This window comes from Deltaproteobacteria bacterium, from assembly GCA_040223695.1.
In the GTDB taxonomy this organism is placed as follows: domain Bacteria; phylum Desulfobacterota_D; class UBA1144; order Nemesobacterales; family UBA2774; genus JAVKFU01.
This window is the reverse complement of the sequence record JAVKFU010000015.1, coordinates 455,514-477,986: the sequence shown is the minus strand read 5'-3', so window position 1 is coordinate 477,986 and position 22,473 is coordinate 455,514. Positions and strand designations below refer to the sequence as shown.

The window sequence follows — 22,473 nt, the reverse complement described above, 5'->3', positions numbered from 1 at the left end:
GAGCAAACTCAAGGTCTCTGTCTGCGGCCAGTTTAGTTCAATAGGATAACCCGGTGTTCTCTGAGGTCAATTAAATTTTAAGAGCCCTGTTGAACGGCGAAAAAGCAGTTTAAGCGAATATTGCATTTAACTGTGAAATCGGTAATTTATACCCCTACTGTGAGATATTCTACATACTTTATACCGACACTCAAAGAAGACCCGGCGGACGCCGAGGTAGTGAGCCACAAGCTTATGCTAAGGGCCGGGATGATAAGGAAGCTCGCCGCCGGAATTTACAACTACCTGCCTCTCGGCCTCCGTTCTATAAGTAAAGTCGAGAATATCGTCCGCGAGGAGATGGACAGGGCAGGGGCCATAGAGCTGCTTATGCCCGCGGTTCTGCCCGCTGAGTTATGGATAGAGAGCGGAAGGTGGGAATATTACGGGAAGGAGCTTCTGCGTTTCAAGGACAGGGTCGATAGGGAGTTCTGCATCGGCCCTACTCATGAAGAGATAATTACCGATATAGTAAGGCGGGACATCAAGTCTTACAAGCAATTACCCGTAAACCTCTACCAGATACAGACGAAGTTCAGGGACGAGATACGCCCGCGGTTCGGCGTGATGCGCGCGCGGGAGTTTATAATGAAGGACGCTTACAGCTTTGACGCTGACGTAGAGGGGGCGGAGAGGTCTTACTGGGCGATGTACAAGGCGTATAACCGTATATTCGAGAGGTGCGGTCTCGAATTCAGGGCCGTGCTGGCCGACACGGGAAACATAGGCGGGAGCTTCTCGCACGAGTTTATGGTTCTCGCGCCTACGGGGGAAGACGTAATCATGAGCTGCGCCAAGTGCGATTATGCGGCAAACCTGGAGCTGGCCGAGATAGGAGGGACCGAAGGTTCCCCGGAAGGGGACCAAGGGGGGGCTGATCCGGTAGAAGAGGTTCATACGCCTGAGCTGAAAACAGTTGAAGAAGTTGCTCAAGTATTAAATGTAACTCCCTCTAATCTAATCAAAACAATGATAGTCGAGGCTGATGGAAAGCCAATAGCAGCTCTCGTGAGAGGCGACCACGAGCTTAGTCTGACAAAGCTCAGGAAAGCGATAGGGGCCGAGATAGTGGAGCTTGCCTCGGCTGAGATTATACAAAACGTGACGGGCGGCCCGATGGGTTTCAGCGGCCCTGTGGGGCTAAAAGTCAGAACCGTCGCTGACAAGGCCGTAGCAGGGATGGGAAGCTCCGTCACGGGGGCGAATAAAGCGGATTATCACATAATAAACGTGAGTCTCGGAAGGGATTACGAAGTTAAGGGGTTCTACGACATCAGGGTAGCCTCCGACGGGGACAAATGCCCCAAATGCGATGGCGTATTGACCTCGACAAGGGGTATAGAGGTGGGGCACGTATTTATGCTGGGCACGAAATACTCAGAGGCCATGAACGCGACGTTCGTCGATTCCGACGGGAAGGAGAAGCCGTTTATCATGGGATGTTACGGTATAGGCATCGGGCGCACTGTAGCGGCGGCGATAGAGCAGAACCACGACGAGAACGGGATGATTTTACCGAAATCTCTCGCCCCTTTTCAGGTGACTGTATTGCCGCTCAAGATAAAGGACGAGGACATAATGTCCGCTTCTGAAAAGATATACGAAGAATTAACCGGCAGGGGATACGAGGTGATTATAGACGACAGGGACGTAGGCCCGGGATTCAAGTTCAAGGACGCCGAGCTGATCGGAATCCCCGTACAGGTAGCGGTAGGGCCGAGGACGATAAAGGAAGGGGAGGCTGAGGTAAAGCTCAGGAAGGGCGGTATCTCGAAAAACGTGAGGCTCGAAGACGTTGTGAAGGAAGTGGAGACACTGCTCTCTTAAAGACGAGATCCTGAATGTTTAGGGTTAATACAGGTATAACCGGGGAATACTTACTCTGTTGCATTCAACAAATTGACCCGATTGCTTACTTGCTCGCAATCGTAGTTCAGGATGGCTGCTAAGAAAATATGTAATAATACTCTCATGGCAAGACCGGAACTAAAACCCCACGAACGTATAATCCTCGCTCTCGATTTCCCCGAGCTTCGCATTGCCAGGTTCTGGGTCGAGGGGCTAAGGGGGAGAATAAAGACCTTTAAGGTAGGACCCATACTATTCCTCGACGCGTGGCCGATAGGTCTGAGGGAATTCCGCGACATGGGGGCGGAGATATTCCTCGACCTCAAGCTCCACGACATTCCCTCGACAGTGGAGAAAACGGCCAGGCAGATTGTGGGCTACGGCGTTTCGATGTTTACAATTCACTCACTCGGCGGCCTGGACATGATGAGAGCCGTCGCTGACGCGGTAACCGGGGAAGCGGAAAAGCTGCACCGGGATAAACCGCTAGTACTCGCTGTAACCGTTCTTACGAGCCACGATGACGATAGCCTGAAAAAGATAGGCATTAACTCACTGGCAAAAGATGTCGTACTGACTCTCGCATCACTCGCGGACAAAGCGGGAGTTGACGGGCTTGTCTGTTCAGGACGGGAAGTGGAGATGCTGAGGAAGGAGTTCGGGGACAGGTTTACGCTTGTAGTGCCGGGCATAAGGCCCGCGGGGGAAGCTCATGACCAGAAGAGGGTGGTGACACCCGCCGAAGCAATATCAAGCGGTGCCGATTACCTAGTCATAGGCCGGGCAATAACCGAAGCTGACGACCCTGACGCGGTGGTGGAGGGGATTGTGGGGTCGATTTCGTGATCAATCGATCAATTTTTCGAGTTAAATATGACGAACCTGGTTTTTCATTTCATCGGCAGTTACCTGATTAAGAATTAACAGTAATCTCCTGACAATTTCATATGGTGAATTACGTGAAGCTATTATTATTCCCGAATGCTCTCTACTTATATCAGCAAAATTTTTAGCGAGCAATTCAAAATCAACCCGATTGTGGGTTAACAAAGTTTTACCATTATTTACTGCAAAATTGAGTTGCTCTATATCTGTATTACCCAATTGACCGGCATCTCTTGTAGTTATAACGGAAAAACCATGTGCTTCAATCAATCTGGCAACTAGAACGTCAACATCTTCATCAAGATAAAGCTCAGAGAAAAGCTTATTCATAAGAAGATTAGGTACAGCCTTAAAAAAGCGTGTCAAGTTTTCTCGAAAAACTTTCTTAATTGCTGATTCTTAACAGGGAGATACTGTTTGTTCTCAGATTTCTTTACCAGAGCCGTTATTTTGAACTAAGGGGTCTATTTCGTGTTCTGAGATACGATTACGCTCAATATAAGCGTTTATTTCGTCCTGATTATCGGAATAGTAGCTTAGGGCGTCGAACACTTGAGAAAGTTTCAGGTGAGGGAGGCGCTCCGGTATTTCTTCCGGCGAAACCCCCATCCTCCATATTTCTACTATGGCGCGCACCGGGGTCCGTGTGTTCCTTATAATAGGCTCGCCGCTCAGGATTTGGTCGTCTTTAACGATATAGCAATGATTTGTCGTATGTACCAATTGAGTCCTCTTTTAGATGAATTATACAGATTTTTGAATCAGTTGCTACCCCTGATAAGGCTTCAACAGCGGAGCCGATTACCTCGTCATAGGCCGGGCAATCACCGAGGCTGACGACCCGGATGCGGTTGTGGAGGGGATTGTGGAGTCGATTTCGAGTCTTTAAATTCCTTCCTTTGGAAAAGGATGGTTAGGGAGGGTTTGTAGTTAGTAGTCACCCTGAACTTGTTTCAGGGTCTAATTCTTTAAGCAGTTCTTCATCATACCAACTTTCCGACAAATCATCCAAATCAGGGTTCATTGATTTTATTAAATTCCATTTCCATTCTCTGTGCCATCTTTTTAGCTGTTTTTCCCTGGCAATTGCGTCTTCAATCAATTCACCTTCCTCAAAATATAACAACCGATTTAGTTTATATCTCTTGGTAAAGTCCGATCCAATACCGAGTTTATGCTCCAAGACTCTTCTCTCCAAGTTGTTCGTTACACCTATGTAAAGAGTGCTTAGGCCAGCGTTACTCATAATATAAATATAAGACATAAGCATAAAATAAATCTTTTGAGACCCTGAAACAAGTTCAGGGTGACGGCTTTTTGCCCTGCAATCACTGAGGCCGATGACCCTGATGGGGTTGTGGGGTCGATTAGCACTAAATAATTCTTTCTCACAGAAATGAAGCAATCACTTACCTTCTTTTACACGTTCCCATTCATGTTTTAATATTCTTTGGCCAACGCTGGTGAGACCAGTCATACATTCATCGAGCTTTTTCATATCTCTTTTCGTTACCATGTCCAAAGCATTACGAGTTAAGTCAGATAGTTCTTTATGATCATTTTCAACTGGATTAATTAGTAGATTTATTTTTGAGCGTAAAAATGCGACTTTTTGAATGATAACTTGATACTCTTTTTGTTTTTCTTCATTAAACTTGCCCGTAGTATCAATAAAAAAATTTAAGCTGACTAATACACTTTGGAATTCTGAAATGGTATCTCTTAGTGTGTTAATCCATTCTTGTCTTTTATTTGATATTACAGTTGATTGAAATTGACGTCTTGAGGTTAAAAAGGAAAAGAATGAACCTATCAGAACTCCAGCTATCGAGCTCAGTGCCCCTACCAGCGCGCCAACTACTCCAAGTATTGCTACAAGAATAATTATAATATGAGTATCCACTACTGTATAGGATTTATTATATACAACTTATATAATTTGTGACAGTTTATATTATAGGCACTCCCTATGATCAGAGAGTGCCGGTTTGTGATTATTCGTTAGCTGCTTTGGCTTTCTTTTCTTCTTTCGCCTTTTTAGAGGGTTTTACCTCACTGGTCAGAATGAGGTTCTTGTTCTTATCGACATCGACTACAACGTGGTCGCCTTCTTTGTAAGTCCCTTTCAGTATCTCGGTAGCGAGCGGGTCCTGTATGAGCTTCTGTATAGTCCTCTTTAGCGGTCTCGCGCCGTAAACGGGGTCGTAACCCTTCTCGGCCACCGCTTCCTTGGCTTCGTCCGTGAGGTCGAGTTCTATCTTTCTCTCAAGAAGTCTCTTCCTCAGATGCTCTATCTGTATGTCCACTATCTCTTTTATCTGCGCGAGTCCGAGAGTCCTGAATATAATCGTCTCGTCTATTCTGTTCAGGAACTCGGGCTTGAACGTGTCCCTGAGCACTTCCATGACCCTCTCCTCCATAGTCTCGGGCCTGTCTATGTACTCCTGAATGTACTGGCTTCCGAGGTTCGAGGTCATGATGATTATAGTGTTCTTGAAATCGACTGTGCGTCCCTGACCGTCGGTCAAACGCCCGTCGTCGAGTATCTGAAGCAGGACGTTGAAAACGTCCGGATGGGCCTTTTCTATCTCGTCGAACAGAATGACGGAGTAGGGGCGTCTCCTTACCGCTTCGGACAACTGTCCGCCCTCCTCGTAACCGATGTATCCCGGAGGCGCGCCCAGAAGCCTCGCCACCGTGTGCTTCTCCATGTACTCGCTCATGTCTATGCGCACGACGGCGTGCTCGTCGTCGAACATGAACTCGGCAAGCGCTCTGGCGAGCTCGGTCTTTCCGACTCCGGTAGGTCCCAGGAACAGAAACGACCCTATGGGCCTGTTCGGGTCCGAGAGCCCCGCGCGCGAGCGCCTGAGCGCGTTCGATACGGCGTGTATCGCGTCGTCCTGACCTATGACTCTAACATGGAGCCTGTCTTCCATATGTATCAGCTTCTCTACTTCGCCTTCAAGCAGTCTTGAAACAGGGACTCCCGTCCATTTGGAGACGATCGCGGCGATATCCTCAGCGTCAACTTCTTCTTTAAGCATCATTCCGGTTTTTTGTATTTCAGTGAGCTCCTTGCTCAGCTCTTCGAGCTTCTGGTTAAGGTCGGGCAGGGTTCCGTACATTAGCTCCGAGGCCTTCGACAGGTCTCCCTCCCTCTGTGCCTTCTCTGCCGTGGACTTGAGCTGATCGATCTCCTCTTTCGTCTTTCGTATCCCGGCGATGTGGTCTTTCTCCCTCGTCCACTGCGCCTTGAGCGTATTGGAGTCTTCCTTGAGGTTGGCTATGCTTTTTTCTATCGCCTGGAGCTTTTCCCTGGACGCCTCGTCCTTTTCCTTTTTAAGCGCCTCCCTTTCGATTTCGAGCTGCATTATGCGCCTCTCGACCTCGTCTATCTCGGTAGGCATGGATTCTATCTCCATCTTGAGCCTTGCCGCGGCCTCGTCTATGAGGTCGACAGCCTTGTCCGGCAGGAACCTCCCCGTGATGTAGCGGTTGGACAGAACGCCCGCCGCTATGAGGGCCTCGTCCTTTATCTTCACGCCGTGGTGGACTTCGTATTTCTCCTTCAGGCCTCGGAGTATGGATATTGTCTCCTCTACCGACGGCTCCTCGACGTAGACCTGCTGGAAACGCCTTTCCAGCGCGGCGTCCTTTTCTATGTACTTTCTGTATTCGTCGAGCGTGGTGGCCCCTATACAGTGGAGCTCCCCGCGCGCAAGGGCGGGCTTCAGCATATTGGACGCGTCCATCGCGCCGTCGGCGGCCCCCGCGCCCACAACAGTATGTATCTCGTCGATGAAGAGGATTATCTCCCCTTCGGATTCGGTTACTTCCTTCAGCACCGCTTTTAATCTCTCCTCGAACTGACCCCTGTATTTAGCGCCAGCGAGGAGAGAGCCTATGTCCAGGGCCACGAGCTTTTTGTTCTTCAGCCCCTCGGGCACGTCTCCGTTTACCATTCGCTGGGCAAGCCCCTCTACTATCGCGGTCTTACCCACGCCGGGCTCGCCTATGAGCACGGGGTTATTTTTCGTCCGGCGCGAGAGCACCTGAATGACGCGCCTTATCTCGTCGTCCCTTCCTATAACGGGGTCAATCTTTCCCTGCCGCGCAAGCTCGGTGAAATCCTTGCCGTACTGTTTAAGCGACTGGAGGGTATCCTCCGGGGACTGGCTCGTTACATTCTGTCCGCCCCTTATGTCTTTCAGTACCTTTAATACGCTGTCTCTGGTTACACCCAATCTTTTGAGCTCGTTCTTCAGCTCGCCGGTCGAGTCCTGGGCGATACCGAGCAGCAGATGCTCCGTGCTTATGTACTCGTCCCCGAGCGATTTGGCTTCCTTCTCCGCGGTATTGAAAGCCTTGCTGAGCTCACGGCTTAGATATACCTGGTCCGACTCACCCTGAACCCTGGGGAGCTTATTGACCTCCTTCTGAGCAAGCTCTCTGACTATATTCTCGTTAACTCCGAGCTTTCCCAGTATCTGCCCCGGAATCCCCCCCTCCTGAAGCAGCGCGAGCAGCGCGTGGGGTATGTCGATTACCTGATTGCTCCCTTCGCGGGCCAGGGACTGCGCCTCGGCGAGGGCTTCCTGCGCTTTTATTGTCAGCTTGTCGAATTTCATTTTGTTTTTTTTCTCCTGATCGTTGTTTTTACTTTAATAATAGTAATGAAACCTCCGAATTCAACCCCGATTTATTAAACAATTCAGGTCTATTGTGATAAATTAGGCATATATAAACAGGGCTGTTTCTTCTCCCGGGAATCGGGGTAAAACTATTTCCTCCGGGAATACAGGGCGTGAAATCATGAAATTTTTGAGCGTACGGGACGTTTATAACACGAATTACTTGACTTTTTTTGCCGATTTTAATAATATGGTTGATTGTCTGGTAAGAAAAAAATATTTTTGACAAGGAGGCCGAAATGAGTGAATTAGTAATTGATGGTCTTCCTCAAGCTAGTGAAGTAAAACCTCTTGATACGTTTGAATCAATCGGTTTGAGGAGATCAATAAGATGGTATGAACCCAATAAGCCTGTAGAGAAGTGGAAAGTGCAGGCTATGCTCGAAGCTTCGAGGGTAGCCCCGTCCGCGGGAAACTTTAACGGGCAGAGGGGAATAGTTGTTTACAGGGACGAAGACCCCGAAATTTGGGAATTTATCTCTGACTGGAGTCAGATAACGACACAGATGGCACCGATACTGATTTTCTGGTGTTATGACTTGTCCGCATATGATGTACAGGGACAGCAGCTTCACGACCTTATGAGAACAGGCGCTCTCGATAAGGCTCACGGATGGGAATACGAGCGTGTTAACAGGCTCTTCCCGCTACCCGCAATCCTGCCGGATTTCATTCTGCACAGGCTCGCCTGCATCGATCTGGGTAACGCGATTCAAAACGCAATTCTGACCGCTACATCTTTAGGACTCGGTACGTGTCTTAACGGCGCGAGCGGCGGCGCTAGAAGGAACGTGAAGGATAAGTTCAATCTTCCCCCTTCATATGTATTCTGCTGGCTCATGACTGTCGGCTATCCCGCCGAAAACCTTAACGGAGGCGGAACCAGAGGAAGACCGCCGTTTGAGACTATGTTCTTCAAGGGAAAAGTGGGACAACCTTTCGAAAGGGACGCTGCTACCATAGAGCTTTTGAAAGAGCTCAAAATGATTCAGCAGCCCGGACCGACGCCCGGAAGACTCGAGGAAATCAACAGGCTTACAAAGAGATTCGGACTTGGAGACGACAGCCTTACCGACTGGAAGCTGACCCCGTCTCAGCTTGATGACCCGAATATGGCAATTGATAAAAAAGTTGAGCCCCTTAGTGAGGAAGAGGTGAAAGCTTCTGCTGAAGGAGCGCCCGATAGCGACTTCCAGCTTCATCCGACGGTCAAGAGAGAAGTCCTCGATCAGTACAAGAAGGAAAGAGGTATCAAGGAAACTGATTAAGAAAATAACGGAGGTTCTAAAACATGGCAGAAGTAACGATTCAGATACCGGATCCAATTTTAGATATTATTAAGAAAAGGGCCGAGACGACAAAGTCTACAGCGGAGCAGCTTATAGCTACGACGGCCATACTTTGCTACGCTTCGGCTCACTATGATTCATCCAAGTGGCTGAAGTTCAGAGACCCCGAGTCAGAGGATATGTCGGCATCCTGGACATAGGCTCTGCGAAGGGCAAATTGGATCTTACAATAGAATAAAATTGTCAGATTAAAAAAGAAACGGGGTTGCATCCCGAGATGCTTCCCCGTTTTTTATTTTCAGGCTTTTGTTTGAATTTGATTTCGGTTTTATTTACGTTTGAAGGTTTAAATACCCAGCTCGCGCGCGATTACGATGTGCTGTATTTCGGATGTTCCTTCCGTAATTGAGGCGAGCTTCGCGTCCCTGTAGTACCTCTCTACGGGGAACTCCACTCCGTAGCCGTAGCCGCCCAGAACCTGAACAGCCTCGGTGGCCACCCACTGCACGACCTCCGCCGCGTAGAGCTTGGCCATGGACGCTTCCTTGAGCGCCTTCTTGTCGTTGCTGTAGAGCCAGGCCGCCTTGTACACGAGAAGTCTTGCCGTCTCTATCTTGACTGCCATTTCAGCCAGTTTGAAGCTGATGGCCTGGAACTTCGATATTCGCCTTCCGAATGCCTCCCTCTCCTTTGAATAATTAAGAGCGAACTCGAAAGCCGCCTGTGAAAGCCCTACGGATTTCGCAGCGTGTGTTATACGTGCGCCCAACAAGGTAGCCATGGCGCCGTTGAATCCGCCTTCCCCGACGAGAAGATTCTCTTCGGGCACTTCGCAGTTCTCGAATACAAGCTCCGCTGTGTCAGCCGAGCGGTGTCCGAGCTTGTGTATCTTGTTTTTTTCCGTGAACCCGGGGGCGTCGCTGTCAATTACAAACAGGCTTATACCGGTTCCTTTCTTTGTTTTATCCGTATAAGCGGCTACGATCACGAAGTCGGCCATAGTGCCGTTTGTGATCCAGGTTTTCGTGCCGTTCAGGATATAATTGCCGTTCTTTTTTGTCGCGGTAGCCCTTATGTTCCTGGCGTCGGACCCGGCGTCGGGCTCGGTCAAACCCAATGCGCCGATTATCTTGCCCTCGATACCGGGAACCAGATATTTCTTCTTCTGCTCCTCGGTCCCGAATTTCTCAATCGGCACGCAGGACAGGCTGGTATGCGCGTTCACGCACATCGCAATACCCGCGTTTATTCTTCCCATCTCCTCGGCGAATATACACTCTGTGACTTTATCAAGGCCCACTCCGCCGTACTCTTCGGGGAAAGAAATACCCAAAAATCCCATTTCACCCAGTTTCGGGAAAATTTCCCTGGGGAATTTCTCGTTCTTTTCCGCATCCTCAACAAGGGGCGCTATTTCGTTTTCACCGAAGTCTCTGATGGTATCCCTGAACATTTGTTGTTCTTCCGTGAATTCAAAATCGATAGGCATAGGTCCCTCCTTGCAACATAAATTTTATGTACTTCAACAGCTTCATTTTTTTTGTGTGTTTGATTATAGCATGATTATAAATTTTGTGTAACAAAATCCAAAGTCATCCCTAATATTTATCTTGACTTTTTTTTAATATTTTTATTATAGTAGTAAAAGGTATGACGTAAAACACACTTAAGGAGGTACAAGTTATGGCTGTAGCTAGAATCACTGAGATAATCGGATCATCGGAGAAATCATGGGACGACGCTGTTAAGAACGCCCTCGACAGAGCGAATCAGACGCTGCGCGGTCTCACGGGAATAGAGGTTACAAAAATGAACGCCGCTATCGGTGAGAACGGTCAGGTCTCCGAGTACAGGGCGCACGTAAGGATTACGTTTATTTTAGAGGGCTGAGCAGGTCTCGGTCCGTGCTACGGACGATAATAACGGGGGGAGCGGACATTCCGCCGCCAGAAGTATTTATTATTTAGTAATCAAAAGAGACGGAATTTAATTTTTCCGGTAAATAGCGCCGGGGAATAATTAAGAATTAACCCCGCTCCCCGTTCGTGGATAACCGCGATTACCGATTATTGATACTTCCCTTATATTGGTTCCGGATTCATAACGCCCGATCCGGGATGTACCTTGACAAGTACGCGCTGGAATTATAATAGTCATATTACTAGTGAGGAGAACGTAAATGGCAGAAAGCACGCAAAACCCTTTTTCCGAGTTTATGAAGATTATGGAGGTACAGAAAAAAGAGCTGGAGAAGATTTCCGGGCAGCTTCTCGAAAGCCAGGCAAAAGCGCAGGAGATGTCCAAGCCCGTCCTTGAGTATCAGCAGAGGCTCTTTGAGGAATCAATCGAGCTTCAGAAGGTGCTCATGGAGAATATCATGGAGACTGTCAGAAAAATGCTGAAGGTAATGACGGACAACCCTATGAAATATACCGGGGGGGCGGGGGTTGGCGCTGGTTTGCCGGCGGACCAGTTTTCAGACTATGTCCGGAGCATGCAAAAGGTCCAGGAAAAATGGATGGAACAGTTCAAAACAACGACGTCAATGTTCCAGGATATAATAAGTAAAAAATAGTACATCCGGCTATTTTAAGTTTTTTCCTCAAAATCGGCTTATTCCCACTTGCATATATATATGTAAAGGCTCCATCCGTATTATTTCGCCCGGGCGGGCGGAATTTTGGGTAAATCACCCGGTCAAATAGCTGTAGCCCGTGTACATGCAGTCGGTGGATTAAATTAGCATGTGCATAAGATAATTTTAGCCTGATTTTAGAAAATATAATTATTACGGCTAATTAGACCTATAAAAATCTTCGCATCTGCGAAGATTTTCCCTTGACAAACGGTTCTCGCATTGTTATATTAATGTCAACAAAGATAAAAGGAGGTCAGAAAATGGCTACCAAAAAGAAAACACATGATGTAAAAGATTTTACCGAGCCGGCAAAGGAATTTTCCAGGCTCGTAAAGGAAACGTACTTAAACGCGCTTGATTTTTCCCTCTCTATAGCGGAGGAAAACAAGAAGGTCTTCAACAAGCAGGTGGACTACATACTGGACGCCGAGAAAGAGTACGTCAGTTCGGTTAAGGAATTCTACGGGACACTTCCGAAAGATGACTTGCCGATCGGCAAAGTCGATACAAGGGCCTTTGATGAAGGCTGGGACCGTGTGCTTGAGTATCAGAAGAGCTTCGCAGACACTATCAAGGGTATTTCAGATAGCGTAGCTGCGGAAAGCCACGAATTTACGAAGAGTAACGTATTAAAGGCTTTCTCTATATTCGACGAAGCTTTGGATTCGATAAAAATATAGCGCGGTCTAAACCGTAAAGAGTATAAAATCGGGAGAGCGTTTTTTCGACTCTCCCGATTTACCTGCCGGTTCGGATTTCACAAACTATCTGATTCACGCGTGGGGAATTTGCGGCGCTATCAAAATTTCAGGGCAATCTAATATCCGTCGGGTATCCTCATATCTGTGCAGATACTATAAGGAACGTAAACCTTTGACTCTTTTACGGTAACTCCACTGACTGAAGCGACGAAGGGGAATATGAAAAAAAACAAAGGCTTTGACAAACTTCCCTCTACGATCGGGGAAATTGAAACTCAGGATTCCGAGGGAGAGCAGCAAATCGCTGCTTTTGATTCTGAAGAGGGCTTTGAGTATGAGGCGGATGAGGTGGAATCAGCTTTTAATACGGATAAACCCCGTAAACGCCGGGAAAAAACCGTCAAAAAGAATCTTGAAGAGCATTTGAGGCTTCTTCACGTGTATTTCAGGGACCTGGAGCATGAGACGTCGCTCCTCTCGCCTCAGGAAGAGCTGAGGATTGCGGCCAATATCAGGAAGTGCGAGGATAAGGCCGATGCGATAAGATCAATCCTGCTTGAAATATCCAAAGACACGGCCAAAAGAAAGAACAGATTACGCAAATACCCTATTTACACCGGGAACGACCTGCTCAATTACATAGAAAGACTCAATAGGCTCTCAAACGCGTATGTAAAGAGATCCGAAGAGCTTAAGAACAGATTCATAAAATCGAATCTCAAGCTCGTAATAAGCATAGCCAAGAACTATATGGGCCGGGGTCTTCCGCTTGCTGACCTGATTCAGGAGGGAAACCTGGGGCTGATGAGAGCCGTTGAAAAATTCGACTACACTCTCGGCTACAAATTCTCTACGTACGCGAGCTGGTGGATACAGCAGGCCGTCTTCAGAGCGCCATTTGAAAAAACCAAGACCATACGAATACCGGTTTATCTCTACGAATGGGCCGGCAAGGTTAAAGCGGTATCGAAATTGCTTGAAAAGGAGCTTGGAAGGGAGCCCACATTCGAGGAAATAGCAAAAGAGCTGGATACAACGCCTTCGGTGGTCAAAAGGATCATGCAGACCGCGGCCGACGTCATGAATAACGTACAGTCCCTCGACTCCCCGATTTCGAGCGACGACCAGAGGACATACGTTGAATTCGTCCAGGATGACAAGATTCCTCCCCCGGACTCTGCAATACTCCAGAAAACAGTTCAGAATAGAATAGAGGACATACTTTCGCTGCTTACGTCCAAGGAGCAGGAAATAATCAGAATGCGCTTCGGCATAGGCATCGAGACTACCTACACCCTTAACGAGATAGGGGATATGTTCGGCGTCACGCGCGAGCGCATCAGGCAGATAGAAAAATCCGCGCTCGATAAAATCGCTTCCTCTTACCTGGGGGATTACTTAAGGGAACTGGTTTAGGGTACTGTGCCGCTTAAGAGGTAAGGTCTCCATTTCTCGACGTACGCGTCGAGGTCGAAGGGAGGCTCCCAGTCCTCATCCACGTATACGTAAAGCACCTGACCGGGGTAAATCTTATTCGGATTCGCAATAGCGCCCGTATTCGAGTGGTATATCCTGACCCACTGCCTGCAGTCGAGATAATAGTAACCCGCGAGTAGATGAAGCTCCTCGCCCTTCTTGACCGTATGGGTGATTACTTTTTTCGGAGGCTCCGGTGGGAACTCGATAGAGTTTGCCATTGGCGCAGCCAATCCCAAAACCACCAGGAATATTATTATTGGTTTAAACAGATTCATATTCATCGGCCTTTGTAATTATATTCTCTATATTCCCAGATTGTAAAGGATTATTATCGCGAATATGCTGTTTTAAGACTATGGAAATCCCTCGGTCGAAGCTGCCATTAATTTAAAGTATGATAGAATGCTATCCAGCTTATTAAACTTAAAAATCCACGATGCGGGCAATAATTCAGAGGGTAAAAGAAGCGAGGGTTGAGGTTGACGGAGAAGCTGTCGGCAGGATAGGGGAGGGGGTGCTAGTACTTCTCGGGGCGGGGAAGGAGGATACGGCGGAGGATGTAACCTATCTCGTTGATAAAATTCTGGCCCTGCGTATTTTTGAGGACACGGAGGGGAAGATGAACCTGTCCGTCACAGATACAGGCGGGGAAGTCCTCGTCGTCTCACAATTCACTCTCTACGGCGACTGCAGGAAGGGAAGGCGTCCGTCGTTCGACAAAGCGGCTCCGCCGGGGCTTGCCGAAGAACTGTACAATTTATTCGTAGCGAAGATTAGAGAACACGGGGTTAAAGTCCAGACGGGAAGGTTCCGCGCCATGATGGACGTACACTTAACAAATTGGGGGCCGGTTACGCTTATGCTGGATAGTAAGAGGGAGTTTTGAGTATGTCCGCAAACGTAATATTCAAATAAGAAAGTTAGACACCCCCATCCTAACCTGTGTTGAGTTTGGGCGCGTTATGCCGGAAGTTAAGGAGCATCAGTGCTTAATAGGTAAAGGCGTCCGATTCTTCGATACACTCAGAACCGTTCCCCTATTAGGGGAAAGGAATTAAGGACAAAAGACGAGATTCTGAAAGTTTTGGATTTGGATAGATATATACGTGGAACACTTATTTACTTGCAATTTGCTGATGGACCCGATTCCTCGTGTACTCGAAATCGTAGTTCAGAATGACGGATTTGAGATTGCCGCAGGGGCTTCGCCCCTTCGCAATGACGGCTTAGGGGTAGCCGGAGGCGTTTGATCAGCCGTCACACGTTGAATTCCCTCAATCAAGCATTATATTAATTGAATGGAAAAGGTAGTTTGCACACATCCGAGGGCCAAGAGAGACTACGATCTGGAAGAGAACTACGAGGCGGGTATCGAGCTTATGGGCTCTGAGGTTAAGTCCCTGCGGGGAAATCAGGCGAGCATAAAGGAGAGCTTCGCCATGATCAGGAACGAAGAGGTGTTTCTGATTAACAGCTATATAGCCCCTTACGAATCGGCGAATGTATTCAACCACGAACCGCGCAGGGAGCGAAAGCTTCTTCTGAACAAGGGCGAGATAAAGCGGCTTATGGGAAAGACACTGATAAAGGGTTACACTCTGATACCTACCAAGATTTACTTCAAGAAGGGTCTCGCCAAGGTCGATCTGGCGCTCGGGAAGGGTAAGAAGGTGCACGACAGACGGGAAGATATTAAGCGGAGAGAGGCGGACAGGGAGATGGAAAAGGCAATCAAGAGGCGTTATTAATACCTGTAAATGATCTCCCGAATAAGGTAAACTATTTTCGTTCCAATTTATAAACCCGGATTAATTCGAGGGCGCGGGATCTTAAAGAGGCCATAGAATACAGACGGCCCTGATTCCGGCACCTGCATTCGGGATACGTTCTTTGACATGGGGGCGATCTGGCTTCGACGGGGAATGGGATAACTTATGCTGCATGCCGAGCTTCCGACTAACTCGTTAAACTGGCGGAGCACACACAAGTGCCGAAAATGACTTTGCACTCGCTGCCTAAATAGAGCGGCGACGGCTCCTTAAACCCTGCCCGTGGGTTTAAATGAGGCGACGACTAAACGGGCTGGTCCGATGGCGATGCCTGGGACGCCTGAGGACGAGACTTCATTCCGGGCTGGCGTTGAAAACCCTGTCTATCGGTAACTTCAGCGCGAGATTAAACGATAGACTAAGCATGTAGAGGCTGAGTGAGTCTCTTTCTCGGACCCGGGTTCGATTCCCGGCGCCTCCACCATCTATTTCTCTTCAAGCTCAGGTATATCTAGTTCGAAGTAAATCTAGTCCTCATCAAAGCTATACCGGATTTACCACGGATTTAACACAACATTCGGTAACTCATAATTCAGGTAATTTTAAAAACAGATCAAATGGAAATTATTAGCGTAAATATGCTATAATGCCCAAAGATTTTAATTGCTTAAACAGGGGGATATTTCCATGATCAAGAATAAGCTTCTCAGTACCTGTGTATTTTTTGCAATTGTTATTGTTATTTCTTTAGGAGCCGGCGGCGGGTGCAACAATAACGGAGGAAACGGCGCGAACGGCGACGGCGATGACGACCTGAACGGCGGAGGCGCTACGACGACATTGAATGTATTTAACGAGGGGGATGCGACTACCGTTTTCGCGGTATTCAGCTCTGACAGCTGCACTACGATTAGTGATTGGTCAACAGGCTCGCCGATTTCCTGCACAACCGCAGGAGACACCACGTGCACCGTTACGGCCAACGCCTCCATATGCAGCTTCCCTATCGCATCGGGCGACACATGCACTCTGCCGGTGCAGTCGGGATGCCTGACCTCGATCAACTTCGCGTTTAACGCAGGGGTAGTTACACAGCCCTGCGGTCCTACCCCGGGTACCGGGCCGTCTTTGGCGGAGGTCGCTATAAACGGGAGTAACTGCAGTAAACAGCCCGGGTGTGATACGGCCCCGTGCGACTGTGTCGATATATCGCTCGTACAGGGCTACGCGCCGCCGAATATCAGCATGACACTGAGCGAGGGTCCGACTACTCTCGGCCCGACGGTGGGGGCCACGGGGAATCAGAGCGTATTCGGCGTCTTCCCGGTAGGCTGCACCAACTGTTTGAACCGCGGCGGATGCCCGTGCGGTATTGACTGCTCCGATACCTCGCAGTGCCATCAGGGGGGGACACCGGACGACCCCGATATACCCTGCCAGGCCTCACAGCCGACCGGAGGAACGATCACGATAAATATCCTCGCAAACTAGTCAGGAGGGTTAGTGAACGTTTTGGGTCTTGCGCCGGCTTGCATACGGGCAAAGTCTAAGTACGTAGAATAGCGCCGCATGTTGAACCAGTTACCAGGTGCGTCTTTAGTACAGGCGGCGGAGTTTAAATATGGAAAAGAGAAAATTAGGCAATACCGATTTACATACGGCTCCCGTAGTATTGGGGGGAAATGTGTTTGACTGGACGATTGACGAAAAACAGTCATTCGCGATACTGGATGAATTTTTCGATTCAGGGTTCAATACGGTCGATACCGCTGATGTTTACTCCCGCTGGGCGGACGGCAACGAAGGCGGCGAGTCCGAGAGAATTATCGGTAAATGGATGAAAGACCGGGGCAGCAGGGATAAGACCGTACTGATTACCAAAGTGGGCTACGACATGGGTCAGGGACAAGAAGACATCAGCAAGAGCTACATTCTCAGCGCGGTGGACGAATCGTTGAGGAGGCTGCAAACGGATTATATCGACCTTTATTTTACCCACAGGGATGACGACAAAACCGGGGTCGAGGAAACACTGGAGGCCTACGACAAACTGATAAAAGCCGGGAAAGTAAGGTGGATAGGCGCTTCTAACCTGTCCCCGGAAAGGCTTAAAGCCTCGCTTGAAGCAAGCGAGAAGAACGGACTTCCGCGGTATGAGGTATGCCAGCCGGAGTACAACCTGTACGAGCGGCAGGGTTTTGAGGAAGGCATCGCACAGCTTTGTGAGGATTACGGACTCGGCGTCATCAGCTATTTCTCCCTCGCCTCCGGTTTTCTCACCGGGAAATACAGAAGCGAAGAGGATTTGAGCAAAAGCGCGCGCGGAAGGATGGTGAAAAAGTATCTTAACGACCGGGGCAGGCGCATTTTGGAGGCTCTGGATGAGACGGCTGAAAAACACAATACAACGCAAGCCGCGGTTTCTCTCGCCTGGCTGATAGCGAAGCCGGTTATAACCGCTCCCATTGCCAGCGCCACCAAGGTAGAGCATTTGCAAACTTTCACCGAAGCCGTGAGGGTTAAGTTGAGCGTAGAAGATATGGAGGGGCTGGACCGGGCTTCGGCATATTGATTTGCAGAAATGTAAATACAGGCAGGGGAGCTGACTTCCACGGCTCAATAATAAGTTGGTATCTGCAATTTGCCGGCCATTACCGCCTCCTGTTTAAAATTGCTTCTATACGAACAAGAACTGTCACAATTCGACTTCTTGCATATTCCCGACGCTACAGAGCCATGTATCACAAGCGGGTGACTTGTATGTTTCATCCCTTACGATCAGCGGCCAGAATTTTTCAATGAAACTTTGAATAGCCTCCGATTCACGGAGCTTCATTAAAGATTCGTGATCGTCGAAAACCGTGATATGAAAGTGATGAAGAGGGTCGTCACGGTCCTGAATCCAGAGCGACAATTGAACCGAGGGTTCATTGGCCCTCATGTATTCCACCAGCTCAAGCGCCGCAGCTTTGCCTTCGTCTATATTCGCGTCGCCTTTAAACCACCACTCGTTCACAACTGTTACACTCATAACTCACCCCCGTTAATTTTTAAGGACTTCTTTCCATACTTTCTATCATATCATTCGATTACTGTCAACTATATGGTTGACTATTATTGCAGATAAATGTAAATTATATTGTATGATCGATACTCAAACGCGGGATTTAGAAGAGGTGTTTCACGCCTTAGCGTCCGATACGAGGAGGAAGATACTGACGCAACTGGCTAACAGGGAACTCACCGTTCAAAGCCTCGCGGACAGAAACGATATTTCGAAGCAGGCAGTCTCGAAGCAGTTAAAAATTCTCTCTAAATCGGGGCTTATCAAAGAGAGAAGGTCGGGCCGTGAGAAATACTGCCGTTTTGACCCGGAGCCGCTCGGCAGCCTGAGACGATATCTGGACGAATTGGAGAATTTCTGGGACGAAAAATTAAATAATCTAAAGAACCATATTGAGGGCGAGCTATGAATCCGATCAGGAAAGAAATAATAGTAAACGCGTCTATAGAAAAAGTGTGGGATTTCATTACGGATTCGGAAAAGTTAGCCAAGTGGCTCATGCCGAATGATTTCGAGCTTAAGCCGAATAAAAAATTTACGTTCACATGTGAGGGGCATGACTGCGGCGTCGATACTATACGCTGTGAAATCAGAGAAATTATCCCTTACGAAAAGCTGGTTTATACATGGAACACGGATCAATTCGAGATCGAAACCCTTGTAACGATTGAAATCCAGAAGCTGGGGGAGAAAACAAAAGTCACGTTAATTCACTCGGGCTGGGATAAGCTGGGGCCGGAAGAGAGAATCATCAGGGACGAGTACGACGGCGGCTGGGAAGGATTTATTATGGATGAACTAAAAGCCGCGTTAGAAACTTAGATGAGAGCAACAGTGCAGGTTGGTTATTGAGACTCAAAGCCTCTGCCGTCGAATACTACGAGGGTTTCAATTATTTTCCTGTCGTTGATTTTAAACAGCTGGGCGATTGTGATAACCTCGCCCGGTTTTATATATTCGTAGAATATAGATACTGAGCCCCTTCCTTCCGTCACACTTAAAATCCGGTAGCTGCATTTCTCAGCGGGGCTATTTTTCAGGCTTTCCATATAGTCAGAGCTGGAATCATAACTGTAGAGAGTGCCCCTGAATTTGAGATCAGGCGCGAGTATATCCGAAAGCCCTTCCAGGTCCCGGGCGCAAAAGCCCTCTATATATTTCACGGCCACTTCACGGTTGGTAAGCATTTATATCTTTATCCATATTCCGGGAATCATTTTTCTGTACGTAATAAGCAGCAGACTGTTCTGGATCGTTATCATACCTTATGAAATCGCGGGATTAGTATAGAACTCCGTGTTTTCATATTATAAATAATTTCAGGGGAAACAACACTAACGGCGGATATACCGGAACGATCCGCTTATTTTGACGGGTTCAAGAATTTTTAATGAAGGAACCGATAATTTCTGCTGAGGCGTGTACACTGACCGTAAAGGCAAAGAAAAGTCCGAAGTCTCTCGTAGCCATCATGCTCGTAGCGAAGAGCCCAGGCACACTGGTCTGAAGGTGCGCGTCTAGTACCGGATATCCCTCCTGAATACGCAGTCTTTCGAGGACGTTACCAGCTTTCAGAAAAGGTACGTTTTCAATATTCACCTTATATCCCGTGGCGAGGATAACGTGGTCAACCGCAATCCTGTCCCCGCTGTCGAATTCAACTTCGAGCTCACCATCCGGCAATTTCTCACACGCTTTGATCTCGGACTCGGGCCAAATCTTAACGGATTCAACATCGACCCTTTTCTTAAGCCATGGCTCAAGCTTAAGCCTGCCTTCTGTCCAGAATCTTTTGTCCAGGGCCTGTCTCTTATGGGCAGGCATGTTGATGTGTCCTTCGGGATCCGCGGTCATAGCATCCAAATGGGTATATACCCAGTTCCATTCCGACCGGGTAAAGTCCGGCGTTTCGTGGCGGTGGGACACGTGTACCTCGGAAGCCCCGTTTTCATTCACAAGCGCGGCCCACTCATAAGCGCTCTGCCGCCCCCCTATGACCAGGCACCTCTTGCCTCTGAGATAATCGAATTCCACCAAGTCACACGTATGCGTATATCTGTCATCAGGGATGATTTCAGTAAGCTCAGGCGGCAGGTTACGGAAATTCTTAAAACCTACCGCAAGCAATACGTTCTTCGCTGTTAGAGTATTGCCGTTATCGAGCGTCGCGCTGAACCTTTGTTTTTCATCGTCCAGGCTGTCGAGGCGCTTAACCATTGTGTTCAAAATATCGGCGTTTATGCGTTCTTGAAACCACTCTGCATAACCCAGGTAGAAATCAAGCGAGAGCGGCTCCACGTCTTTACGTTCCAGGTTACGAGCTTCCAGATACTTATCGATGGTGTGCACCCCCTGGGGGTCGAGGTGCCATTCACAGCCTGAGCGCAGGTACATACCCTCGGGCATATTCTCCTTCCAGAAGCTCATTGGCTTTCCCACGACAAGATAGTCGATACCGTGGTGCTCACCATAGGATGCCATTGACAGCCCAAAAGGTCCCGCTCCTATTATAAGCAAATCTACATGTTTTGTGTTGAGCCTAACCACCATTTGAGGCACTAGCCTTAACAAAAATTGATAGTCCCGACACATTATAACAAAACCGCCTGAACAATGCATCAAGCCGGTTCATCTGACCGATGTATGGTATTATTTCGTAATCTTTTATAGCGAGGTAACGATAAATGCGCCCTGACGGAAGGGAGTGGGATGAGCTGAGACCTGTAAAAATAACGAGAGGCATAATGAAATACGCCGAGGGTTCGGCCCTTATAGAAGCGGGGGAGACCAGGGTTCTGTGCACGGCTACACTTGAGGACAGAGTCCCGCCGTTTCTCCGCGATACGGGCCATGGGTGGGTGACGGCGGAATACTCGATGCTGCCCCGCTCGACGAAGGAAAGGATTACGCGGGAGAGCGTGAGGGGGCGGATCGGCGGGAGATCGCACGAGATTCAGAGAATTATAGGGCGCTCTCTCAGGTCGATCATAGATCTCGATAAGCTGGGGGAGAGGTCGGTTACGGTGGATTGCGATGTCATACAGGCGGATGGCGGCACGAGGACCGCGTCTATAACCGGGGCGTTTGTCGCTCTCACGGACGCTGTGATGAATATGATAAAACAGGGGATCATCAGGGAAAACCCCATTCTGGACTTCCTGGCTGCGGTCAGCGTGGGAATAGTGGACGGCAAGCTCGCGCTCGACCTGAATTATGAGGAAGATTCGAGGGCGGATGTGGATATGAACGTCGTTATGACGGGCTCCGGGCTTCTGGTGGAGGTACAGGGCACGGCGGAGGGAAAACCCTTCAGTAAAAACAGGCTCAACTGGCTCGTGAAACTGGGCGAGAAGGGAATTATGAATTTAATCGAGAAGCAGAAAGAGGTTCTGGCGGAATAACCTTTGTAACCTCCAACGGATATGATAAAAGAAGTTGTGCTCGCAACGCGTAACAGTGGAAAAGTCAGGGAATTCTCAGGGCTACTCCAGGGGATTTTCGCCAAAGTCATTTCACTCAGCGATCTGGATTCTCCTCCCGAGGTGACAGAGGACGGCGCGACCTTCCGGGAAAACGCCCTTAAAAAGGCGCGGGCTATCGCGCAGTTCTCGGGAAGAGCCGCGCTTGCGGATGATTCGGGGCTGGAAGTGGACGCGCTGGGCGGAGAGCCGGGGGTGTATTCGGCGAGATACGCGGGTGAAAACGCTTCCGACGAGGACAATATACTTAAGCTCCTTCGCGAGTTAAACGGCATCGACGACAGGAAAGCCAGGTTTGTCTGCTGCCTCGCTCTGGTCACCCCGGAAGGCGGGGAAACGGTTGTCGAAGGCACCTGCGAGGGCGTCATTCTAACCGAGCCCAGGGGAGAGGGCGGTTTCGGTTACGACCCTGTCTTTTTTCTTCCGGAGTACGGTAAAGCAATGGCCGAGATTCCTCCCGGGCTGAAGAATGAGATCAGCCACAGGGCGCGGGCGGCTCAGTTGTTAATAAATAATCTCCGCAGTAAAACCCTTTAGTCCGCTCCTCGCCGCAGATCTTGCAGGCTTCGAATTAGGTCACACAAGATT

The 22,473-nt window shown here is 48.7% G+C and carries 26 protein-coding genes and 1 other RNA gene; 17 read left to right on the top strand and 10 right to left on the bottom strand.

Going from position 1 to position 22,473, the window contains the following annotated elements; translation table 11 throughout:
* Positions 1-159 precede the first annotated feature (159 nt).
* Positions 160-1,866: a proline--tRNA ligase gene (locus RIG61_06425; protein ID MEQ9618791.1), complete on the top strand. Its 1,707-nt coding sequence runs from the start codon at positions 160-162 to the stop codon at positions 1,864-1,866.
* 111 nt (positions 1,867-1,977) lie between these two features.
* A complete protein-coding gene (gene pyrF / locus RIG61_06420; GenBank protein MEQ9618790.1) occupies positions 1,978-2,733 on the top strand; it encodes an orotidine-5'-phosphate decarboxylase in 756 nt (251 codons plus the stop codon).
* A 21-nt stretch (positions 2,734-2,754) separates the two neighbouring features.
* On the opposite strand, the gene RIG61_06415 is transcribed toward pyrF, so the two are convergent.
* The 5 genes from RIG61_06415 to clpB form a co-directional block, all read right to left on the bottom strand.
* Positions 2,755-3,102, bottom strand: coding sequence for a DUF5615 family PIN-like protein (locus RIG61_06415; GenBank protein MEQ9618789.1), 348 nt, complete (start codon positions 3,100-3,102; stop codon positions 2,755-2,757).
* Between the two features lie 93 nt (positions 3,103-3,195).
* Positions 3,196-3,495: a DUF433 domain-containing protein gene (locus RIG61_06410; protein ID MEQ9618788.1), complete on the bottom strand. Its 300-nt coding sequence runs from the start codon at positions 3,493-3,495 to the stop codon at positions 3,196-3,198.
* Positions 3,496-3,709: 214 nt separating this feature from the next.
* The gene (locus tag RIG61_06405) at positions 3,710-4,036 is read right to left on the bottom strand and encodes a GIY-YIG nuclease family protein (GenBank protein ID MEQ9618787.1); all 327 of its coding nucleotides are present in this window, start codon (positions 4,034-4,036) and stop codon (positions 3,710-3,712) included.
* A 141-nt stretch (positions 4,037-4,177) separates the two neighbouring features.
* Entirely contained in the window at positions 4,178-4,675 is a 498-nt protein-coding gene (locus RIG61_06400) for a hypothetical protein (GenBank protein ID MEQ9618786.1), read from the bottom strand.
* 91 nt (positions 4,676-4,766) lie between these two features.
* Positions 4,767-7,403: an ATP-dependent chaperone ClpB gene (clpB, locus tag RIG61_06395; protein MEQ9618785.1), complete on the bottom strand. Its 2,637-nt coding sequence runs from the start codon at positions 7,401-7,403 to the stop codon at positions 4,767-4,769.
* Positions 7,404-7,705: 302 nt separating this feature from the next.
* On the opposite strand from clpB, the gene RIG61_06390 reads away from it, so the two are divergent.
* Together RIG61_06390 and RIG61_06385 are read left to right on the top strand one after the other, a co-directional pair.
* Complete coding sequence (locus tag RIG61_06390; GenBank protein ID MEQ9618784.1) at positions 7,706-8,734, top strand: nitroreductase family protein; 1,029 nt, start codon at positions 7,706-7,708, stop codon at positions 8,732-8,734.
* Positions 8,735-8,757: 23 nt separating this feature from the next.
* On the top strand, positions 8,758-8,955 hold the full coding sequence (locus RIG61_06385) for a hypothetical protein (GenBank protein ID MEQ9618783.1): 198 nt from the start codon (positions 8,758-8,760) through the stop codon (positions 8,953-8,955).
* A gap of 146 nt (positions 8,956-9,101) precedes the next feature.
* Here the strand turns inward: RIG61_06385 and RIG61_06380 are convergent, their stop codons facing one another.
* Positions 9,102-10,244 carry an acyl-CoA dehydrogenase family protein gene (locus RIG61_06380; GenBank protein ID MEQ9618782.1) on the bottom strand — a complete coding sequence of 381 codons (1,143 nt, stop codon included), beginning with the start codon at positions 10,242-10,244 and terminating at the stop codon, positions 9,102-9,104.
* Positions 10,245-10,438: 194 nt separating this feature from the next.
* On the opposite strand from RIG61_06380, the gene RIG61_06375 reads away from it, so the two are divergent.
* The 4 genes from RIG61_06375 to RIG61_06360 all read left to right on the top strand — a co-directional run bounded on the left by RIG61_06375 (position 10,439) and on the right by RIG61_06360 (position 13,510).
* A complete protein-coding gene (locus tag RIG61_06375; protein MEQ9618781.1) occupies positions 10,439-10,645 on the top strand; it encodes a dodecin family protein in 207 nt (68 codons plus the stop codon).
* 289 nt (positions 10,646-10,934) lie between these two features.
* Positions 10,935-11,330, top strand: coding sequence for a hypothetical protein (locus RIG61_06370; GenBank protein MEQ9618780.1), 396 nt, complete (start codon positions 10,935-10,937; stop codon positions 11,328-11,330).
* Between the two features lie 323 nt (positions 11,331-11,653).
* A complete protein-coding gene (locus RIG61_06365) occupies positions 11,654-12,073 on the top strand; it encodes a hypothetical protein (GenBank protein ID MEQ9618779.1) in 420 nt (139 codons plus the stop codon).
* Positions 12,074-12,313: 240 nt separating this feature from the next.
* A complete protein-coding gene (locus RIG61_06360) occupies positions 12,314-13,510 on the top strand; it encodes an RNA polymerase sigma factor RpoD/SigA (GenBank protein MEQ9618778.1) in 1,197 nt (398 codons plus the stop codon).
* Here the strand turns inward: RIG61_06360 and RIG61_06355 are convergent.
* Positions 13,507-13,848 (bottom strand): hypothetical protein, encoded by a 342-nt coding sequence (locus RIG61_06355; protein MEQ9618777.1) that lies wholly within the window; start codon positions 13,846-13,848, stop codon positions 13,507-13,509. The two genes, RIG61_06360 and RIG61_06355, sit on opposite strands and share 4 nt — an antisense overlap.
* A gap of 161 nt (positions 13,849-14,009) precedes the next feature.
* Here RIG61_06355 and dtd point away from each other — a divergent pair, with 161 nt between their 5' ends.
* From dtd to RIG61_06330, 5 genes are all read left to right on the top strand, one after another.
* Positions 14,010-14,459: a D-aminoacyl-tRNA deacylase gene (dtd, locus tag RIG61_06350; protein ID MEQ9618776.1), complete on the top strand. Its 450-nt coding sequence runs from the start codon at positions 14,010-14,012 to the stop codon at positions 14,457-14,459.
* A 412-nt stretch (positions 14,460-14,871) separates the two neighbouring features.
* Positions 14,872-15,321, top strand: a complete 450-nt coding sequence (gene smpB / locus RIG61_06345) for an SsrA-binding protein SmpB (protein ID MEQ9618775.1) — start codon at positions 14,872-14,874, stop codon at positions 15,319-15,321.
* Positions 15,322-15,470: 149 nt separating this feature from the next.
* Positions 15,471-15,826, top strand: a transfer-messenger RNA (tmRNA) gene (gene ssrA, locus RIG61_06340).
* A gap of 203 nt (positions 15,827-16,029) precedes the next feature.
* Positions 16,030-16,833 carry a hypothetical protein gene (locus RIG61_06335; protein MEQ9618774.1) on the top strand — a complete coding sequence of 268 codons (804 nt, stop codon included), beginning with the start codon at positions 16,030-16,032 and terminating at the stop codon, positions 16,831-16,833.
* A 130-nt stretch (positions 16,834-16,963) separates the two neighbouring features.
* Positions 16,964-17,914 (top strand): aldo/keto reductase, encoded by a 951-nt coding sequence (locus RIG61_06330; protein ID MEQ9618773.1) that lies wholly within the window; start codon positions 16,964-16,966, stop codon positions 17,912-17,914.
* A gap of 123 nt (positions 17,915-18,037) precedes the next feature.
* On the opposite strand, the gene RIG61_06325 is transcribed toward RIG61_06330, so the two are convergent.
* Positions 18,038-18,373 (bottom strand): hypothetical protein, encoded by a 336-nt coding sequence (locus tag RIG61_06325; protein ID MEQ9618772.1) that lies wholly within the window; start codon positions 18,371-18,373, stop codon positions 18,038-18,040.
* 112 nt (positions 18,374-18,485) lie between these two features.
* On the opposite strand from RIG61_06325, the gene RIG61_06320 reads away from it, so the two are divergent.
* Both RIG61_06320 and RIG61_06315 read left to right on the top strand, forming a co-directional pair.
* Complete coding sequence (locus tag RIG61_06320; GenBank protein ID MEQ9618771.1) at positions 18,486-18,815, top strand: metalloregulator ArsR/SmtB family transcription factor; 330 nt, start codon at positions 18,486-18,488, stop codon at positions 18,813-18,815.
* Positions 18,812-19,228 carry an SRPBCC domain-containing protein gene (locus RIG61_06315; protein MEQ9618770.1) on the top strand — a complete coding sequence of 139 codons (417 nt, stop codon included), beginning with the start codon at positions 18,812-18,814 and terminating at the stop codon, positions 19,226-19,228. The genes RIG61_06320 and RIG61_06315 overlap by 4 nt, the downstream gene beginning before the upstream one ends.
* A 23-nt stretch (positions 19,229-19,251) precedes the next feature.
* Here RIG61_06315 and RIG61_06310 read toward each other — a convergent pair whose 3' ends face one another.
* Both RIG61_06310 and RIG61_06305 read right to left on the bottom strand, forming a co-directional pair.
* Positions 19,252-19,593 carry a hypothetical protein gene (locus RIG61_06310; protein MEQ9618769.1) on the bottom strand — a complete coding sequence of 114 codons (342 nt, stop codon included), beginning with the start codon at positions 19,591-19,593 and terminating at the stop codon, positions 19,252-19,254.
* A gap of 190 nt (positions 19,594-19,783) precedes the next feature.
* A complete protein-coding gene (locus RIG61_06305; GenBank protein MEQ9618768.1) occupies positions 19,784-20,956 on the bottom strand; it encodes an NAD(P)-binding domain-containing protein in 1,173 nt (390 codons plus the stop codon).
* A gap of 134 nt (positions 20,957-21,090) precedes the next feature.
* On the opposite strand from RIG61_06305, the gene rph reads away from it, so the two are divergent.
* A complete protein-coding gene (gene rph, locus RIG61_06300) occupies positions 21,091-21,807 on the top strand; it encodes a ribonuclease PH (GenBank protein ID MEQ9618767.1) in 717 nt (238 codons plus the stop codon).
* A gap of 24 nt (positions 21,808-21,831) precedes the next feature.
* The gene (locus RIG61_06295; protein MEQ9618766.1) at positions 21,832-22,422 is read left to right on the top strand and encodes an XTP/dITP diphosphatase; all 591 of its coding nucleotides are present in this window, start codon (positions 21,832-21,834) and stop codon (positions 22,420-22,422) included.
* Positions 22,423-22,473: the final 51 nt, after the last annotated feature.

Excerpts from the sequence above, each read along its gene's own strand:
- pyrF (MEQ9618790.1), top strand. The coding sequence starts at position 1,978 with ATGGCTGCTAAGAAAATATGTAATAATACTCTCATGGCAAGACCGGAA.
- RIG61_06415 (MEQ9618789.1), bottom strand. The coding sequence starts at position 3,102 with ATGAATAAGCTTTTCTCTGAGCTTTATCTTGATGAAGATGTTGACGTT.
- RIG61_06405 (MEQ9618787.1), bottom strand. The coding sequence starts at position 4,036 with ATGTCTTATATTTATATTATGAGTAACGCTGGCCTAAGCACTCTTTAC.
- clpB (MEQ9618785.1), bottom strand. The coding sequence starts at position 7,403 with ATGAAATTCGACAAGCTGACAATAAAAGCGCAGGAAGCCCTCGCCGAG.
- RIG61_06390 (MEQ9618784.1), top strand. The coding sequence starts at position 7,706 with ATGAGTGAATTAGTAATTGATGGTCTTCCTCAAGCTAGTGAAGTAAAA.
- RIG61_06385 (MEQ9618783.1), top strand. The coding sequence starts at position 8,758 with ATGGCAGAAGTAACGATTCAGATACCGGATCCAATTTTAGATATTATT.
- RIG61_06380 (MEQ9618782.1), bottom strand. The coding sequence starts at position 10,244 with ATGCCTATCGATTTTGAATTCACGGAAGAACAACAAATGTTCAGGGAT.
- RIG61_06375 (MEQ9618781.1), top strand. The coding sequence starts at position 10,439 with ATGGCTGTAGCTAGAATCACTGAGATAATCGGATCATCGGAGAAATCA.
- RIG61_06370 (MEQ9618780.1), top strand. The coding sequence starts at position 10,935 with ATGGCAGAAAGCACGCAAAACCCTTTTTCCGAGTTTATGAAGATTATG.
- RIG61_06365 (MEQ9618779.1), top strand. The coding sequence starts at position 11,654 with ATGGCTACCAAAAAGAAAACACATGATGTAAAAGATTTTACCGAGCCG.
- RIG61_06360 (MEQ9618778.1), top strand. The coding sequence starts at position 12,314 with ATGAAAAAAAACAAAGGCTTTGACAAACTTCCCTCTACGATCGGGGAA.
- RIG61_06355 (MEQ9618777.1), bottom strand. The coding sequence starts at position 13,848 with ATGAATCTGTTTAAACCAATAATAATATTCCTGGTGGTTTTGGGATTG.
- dtd (MEQ9618776.1), top strand. The coding sequence starts at position 14,010 with ATGCGGGCAATAATTCAGAGGGTAAAAGAAGCGAGGGTTGAGGTTGAC.
- smpB (MEQ9618775.1), top strand. The coding sequence starts at position 14,872 with ATGGAAAAGGTAGTTTGCACACATCCGAGGGCCAAGAGAGACTACGAT.
- RIG61_06335 (MEQ9618774.1), top strand. The coding sequence starts at position 16,030 with ATGATCAAGAATAAGCTTCTCAGTACCTGTGTATTTTTTGCAATTGTT.
- RIG61_06330 (MEQ9618773.1), top strand. The coding sequence starts at position 16,964 with ATGGAAAAGAGAAAATTAGGCAATACCGATTTACATACGGCTCCCGTA.
- RIG61_06325 (MEQ9618772.1), bottom strand. The coding sequence starts at position 18,373 with ATGAGTGTAACAGTTGTGAACGAGTGGTGGTTTAAAGGCGACGCGAAT.
- RIG61_06320 (MEQ9618771.1), top strand. The coding sequence starts at position 18,486 with ATGATCGATACTCAAACGCGGGATTTAGAAGAGGTGTTTCACGCCTTA.
- RIG61_06315 (MEQ9618770.1), top strand. The coding sequence starts at position 18,812 with ATGAATCCGATCAGGAAAGAAATAATAGTAAACGCGTCTATAGAAAAA.
- RIG61_06310 (MEQ9618769.1), bottom strand. The coding sequence starts at position 19,593 with ATGCTTACCAACCGTGAAGTGGCCGTGAAATATATAGAGGGCTTTTGC.
- RIG61_06305 (MEQ9618768.1), bottom strand. The coding sequence starts at position 20,956 with ATGGTGGTTAGGCTCAACACAAAACATGTAGATTTGCTTATAATAGGA.
- rph (MEQ9618767.1), top strand. The coding sequence starts at position 21,091 with ATGCGCCCTGACGGAAGGGAGTGGGATGAGCTGAGACCTGTAAAAATA.